The organism is Streptomyces durbertensis (assembly GCF_014156695.1).
Classification (GTDB): domain Bacteria; phylum Actinomycetota; class Actinomycetes; order Streptomycetales; family Streptomycetaceae; genus Streptomyces; species Streptomyces durbertensis.
The window spans coordinates 1-4426 of record NZ_WMLF01000446.1; the positions used below are offsets into that span (position 1 = coordinate 1).

The window sequence follows — 4426 nt, forward strand, 5'->3', positions numbered from 1 at the left end:
GTGCACGCGTGGGTGGTCGCGGACGTAGAGGGCTGTGAACCGCGTGGCGCGGTCACAGCCCTCCTTGCTTCTCAGGGTCTCCACACCCCGTGCATGTCGCCAGTCGGCCGGATCCTTACCGGGTACCGGGACCCGCGTCAGACCCGCGTCACGCCTGGCTCAGACCTGGCTCCAGGCGATGCCGTCGAGGATGTCGTGTTCGCTGACGACGACCTCGGTGGCGGAGATGCGTTCCATGATCGACTGGAGGATGAGGGCGCCGGTGGCGATGACGTCGACGCGGCCGGGGTGCATCACGGGGATGGCGGCGCGTTCGGCGTGGGTGGAGTTCAGGAGTCGGGTGGTGAGGTCGCGGACGTCGGCGAGCGGGACGCGGCTGTGGTGGATGGCCGCGCTGTTGTACTCCGGGAGGCCGAGGTGGATGGCGGCGACCGTGGTGACCGAGCCGGCGAGACCGACGAGGGTGCGGGCGCGGGCCAGCGGGACGGTCTGCTCGGCGAGGTCGAGGGCGGCGTTGATGTCGGCGCGGATCTTGGCGACCTGGTCGGCGGTCGGCGGGTCGGTGACCTTGCCGTCGTGGACGAGGTGGCGTTCGGTGAGGCGGACGCAGCCGATGTCGACGCTGCGGGCGGCCTCGACGCCGTCGATGCCGACGACGAACTCGGTGGAGCCGCCGCCGATGTCGACGACGAGGTAGGGGGTGGCGAGGCCGGACTCGGTGAGTTCTCGGGTGGCGCCGGTGAAGGAGAACTCGGCCTCGGCGTCGCCGGTGATGACCTCGGGTTCCACGCCGAGGAGGGAGACGACGCCGGCGGTGAACTCGTCGCGGTTCTCCGCGTCGCGGGAGGCGGAGGTGGCGACGAAGCGGATGTGTTCGGCGCCGAGCGAGCGGATGACCTCGGCGTACTCGCGGCACGCGGCGAACGTGCGCTCCAGCGCCTCGGGGGCGAGGCGCCCGGTGCGGTCCACGTCCTGGCCCAGGCGCACGATGGTCATCCGCCGGTCGAGTTCGACGAGGTGGCCGGTGGCCGGGTCGAGGTCGGCGACGAGGAGGCGGATGGAGTTGGTGCCGCAGTCGACGGCGGCGACACGTCGGACGCTCACTGGGCGTCCCCCTCGGAAGCATCGGAAGCGTCGGTGCCGACGCAGGGGCCCTTGCGCCACCATTCGGGGAGCATGTTGATGGCCTCGTCGCCGAGCGGGTTGACGCCGGGGCCGGCGGCCAGTGAGTGGGCGACCAGCACGTGCAGGCACTTCACGCGGTCGGGCATGCCGCCGGCGCTGGGGAAGCCCTCCAGCACCTCGATCTCGTCGCGGCGGCGGATGTAGTCCTCGTGGGCGGCGCGGTAGGCGGCGGCCAGTTCCTCGTCCTCGGCGAGGCGGGCCGTCATGTCCTTCATGACGCCGTCGGCTTCCAGCGTGCCGATGGCGGAGGCCGCACGGGGGCAGGTGAGGTAGTAGGTGGTCGGGAAGGGGGTGCCGTCCTCCAGGCGGGGGGCGGTCTCCACGACGTCGGGCTGCCCGCAGGGACAGCGGTGCGCGATGGCGCGCAGGCCGCGCGGCGGCCGGCCGAGCTGGGCCTTGAAGGCGTTGATGTCGGCCTCGGTCGGCGGCGTGGGGTCGGTGCTGGGCGGCGGGGTTTCCATGCGGGCGGTGTCTTCTCAATCCGTCGGATAGGTGGAGGGTCAGGGTCGGCGTTGGTCGGCGGCGTCGAGGCCGTCCCACAGGTTCTCGTACCAGGCGCGGTTGGAGGCGCCGCGGTCGCGGTCGCGTGGGGCGTCGGTGCTGCCGCCCTCCATGATGTAGCCGGTCTCGCCGGGGCGCAGGTAGTGGAGGTGTCTGCGGGCCTGCTGCTCGACGTAGGCGGGGTCGCGCCAGCGGGCCTTCTCGTCGCGCAGCTCGCGGACGCGTTCCCTGGCCTCGGCGGCCTGGCGCCGCTGGTCGTTGATCTCGGCGCGTTGCGAGACCCATTCGCGCATCGGGTAGGCGAGCGCGACGACCAGGGAGCAGACGACGAGGGCGAGCAGCGCGGCGCGGCCGGTGAGGCGGCTGCGGCGGGGGGCGCGCAGCCGTCTGTTCTGGGCGCGGTAGACCCGCGCGGCGGCCTCCTCGCCGAGTGCCCGCAGTCGGGTGGCGGTGGCCGTGGCGCTGCCGGAGAGTCCGGCGAAACGTGTCCTGGTGTCGGCTGGACGTTCCCGTCCCCGGTCGGCGGGCACATCGCCTCCTGTCGGTCGCTCCGGTCCGTGACGCCGCACGTCCCGGCACACGGTACGGGACCGTGGGCCGGGACGTGAACGTGACGGGCTGGCCTGGGCCGTGATCAGCCGTAAGCCGTCAGCCGCAAGCCGTCGAACGGCGGCGGTGTCAGCCGTTGAAGCGCGGGAAGGCGCTGCGGCCGGCGTAGACGGCGGCGTCGTCCAGGATCTCCTCGATGCGCAGGAGCTGGTTGTACTTGGCGACGCGCTCGGAGCGGGCGGGGGCGCCGGTCTTGATCTGGCCGCAGTTGGTGGCGACGGCCAGGTCGGCGATGGTGACGTCCTCGGTCTCGCCGGAGCGGTGGGACATCATGCACTTGAAGCCGTTGCGCTGGGCCAGCTCGACGGCGTCCAGGGTCTCGGTGAGGGAACCGATCTGGTTGACCTTCACGAGCAGCGCGTTGGCGGACTTCTCGTCGATGCCGCGCTGGAGGCGCTCGGGGTTGGTGACGAACAGGTCGTCACCGACGAGCTGGACCTTGTCGCCGAGCTCGGCGGTGATGGTCTTCCAGCCCTCCCAGTCGTCCTCGAAGAGCGGGTCCTCGATGGAGACCAGCGGGTAGGCGTCGACGAGCTCGCCGTAGTAGGCGGTCATCTCGGCGGCGGTGCGGGTCTTGCCCTCGAACTCGTAGACGCCGTCCTTGTAGAACTCGGAGGCGGCGACGTCCAGGGCGAGCGCGATGTCCTGGCCGGGGGTGTAGCCGGCCTTCTCGATGGCCTCCAGGATGAGGTCGAGGGCCTCGCGGTTGGAGCCCAGGTTGGGGGCGAAACCGCCCTCGTCGCCGAGGCCGGTGGACAGGCCGCGCTCCTTGAGGACGCCCTTGAGGGCATGGTAGGTCTCGGTTCCCCAGCGCAGCGCCTCGGAGAACGACTCGGCGCCGATCGGCGCGATCATGAACTCCTGGATGTCCACGTTGGAGTCGGCGTGCGAGCCGCCGTTGAGGATGTTCATCATCGGCACCGGCAGCAGGTGCGCGTTCGGGCCGCCCAGGTAGCGGAACAGCGGCAGGTCGGACGCCTCGGAGGCGGCGTGCGCCACGGCGAGGGACACGCCGAGGATCGCGTTGGCGCCGAGGGAGGACTTGTCGGCGGTGGCGTCCAGGTCGAACATCGCCTGGTCGATCAGCCGCTGCTCGGTGGCGTCGTAGCCGACGAGCTCCGGGCCGATCTGCTCGATCACGGCGAGCACGGCCTTCTCGACGCCCTTGCCGAGGTACCGGCCCTTGTCACCGTCACGGAGTTCGAGGGCCTCGAAGGCGCCGGTGGAGGCGCCGGACGGCACAGCGGCACGACCCGTGCTGCTGTCGTCGAGGCCGACCTCGACCTCGACCGTGGGGTTGCCTCGCGAGTCGAGGATCTCGCGGGCTACGACGACGTCGATGGACGGCACGAGGATCTCCTTCGTGTGTGTCTGGCTGTCGGCCGAAGCCTAACCGGCGCGGGGGCCGGGGCGCCGCTCCCGTCCGTGTCGTGGGCGCCGGCGGCCGGGTGGTGACGTTCTGGAGTCGGACAGGGGCGCAGGGTGTCCGGAGAACAGTGGCGGCTCCGCCTCCGACCGGGCCGGGTCGGAGGCGGAGCCGCCACGGGTCGCGCGGCGTACGCCGGTCAGCGCTTGTCGGTGGCGGTGGTGAGGCCGGCGAGGTCGAGGAGCTGCCCGGGGAGGATGCGGTCGGGGTTGGTGCCGACGGTCTCCTCGTTGTGCTCGTAGAGCGCGCTCCAGCCGCCTTCCACCGCGTGCCGGTCGGCGATCGTGGAGAGGGTGTCGCCCTCGGCCACGCGGTAGCCGGTCTGGTTGGTGGCGGCGCGGCGGACGCGGTCGACGTGGCGGCCCAGCCCCTCGCCGGCGCGGCCGGGCTCGGCGCGCTCGGCGCCCGGCCGGCCCTCGGCGGCGCGGCCGGCCTCGGCCGGGTCGGGCTGGCCGCGGTGGCGGCCGGCGCCGGGGGCGGTGGAGCGGTCGGCGCGCTGGTCCGGGGTGGCGGTGACGTCCGGGGCGGCCGGGTCCTCGTCGCGTCCGCCGCCCGGGGCCGGGGTGGCGCGGCGGTCGGCGGGCACCTCGTCACGGGAGTCGCCGTCGCGGGCGTCGGCGTCGCGGTCGGACGCGCCGCCTCCGGCGGTGTCGCCGTCCGGGCCGGTGGTTCCGCGGCCGGTCGGGTCGGGGGTCGCGTCGGGGG

5 protein-coding genes are annotated in these 4426 nt (G+C 73.0%); all 5 read right to left on the minus strand.

The window, feature by feature from the left end:
- Window positions 1–159: 159 nt before the first annotated feature.
- Window positions 160–1104 (minus strand): Ppx/GppA phosphatase family protein, encoded by a 945-nt coding sequence (locus GL263_RS22310; RefSeq protein WP_182857537.1) that lies wholly within the window; start codon window positions 1102–1104, stop codon window positions 160–162.
- The gene (locus GL263_RS22315; RefSeq protein WP_182857538.1) at window positions 1101–1646 is read right to left on the minus strand and encodes a DUF501 domain-containing protein; all 546 of its coding nucleotides are present in this window, start codon (window positions 1644–1646) and stop codon (window positions 1101–1103) included. Before GL263_RS22315 ends, GL263_RS22310 begins: the two co-directional genes overlap by 4 nt.
- Before the next feature lie 39 nt (window positions 1647–1685).
- Window positions 1686–2126, minus strand: coding sequence for an FtsB family cell division protein (locus GL263_RS22320; RefSeq protein ID WP_194377819.1), 441 nt, complete (start codon window positions 2124–2126; stop codon window positions 1686–1688).
- Between the two features lie 238 nt (window positions 2127–2364).
- Window positions 2365–3645 (minus strand): phosphopyruvate hydratase, encoded by a 1281-nt coding sequence (gene eno, locus GL263_RS22325; RefSeq protein WP_182857540.1) that lies wholly within the window; start codon window positions 3643–3645, stop codon window positions 2365–2367.
- A gap of 215 nt (window positions 3646–3860) precedes the next feature.
- Window positions 3861–4426, minus strand: a 566-nt coding sequence (locus tag GL263_RS29110; RefSeq protein WP_323379521.1) for a LysM peptidoglycan-binding domain-containing protein, incomplete at its 5' end; no start/stop codon positions are given.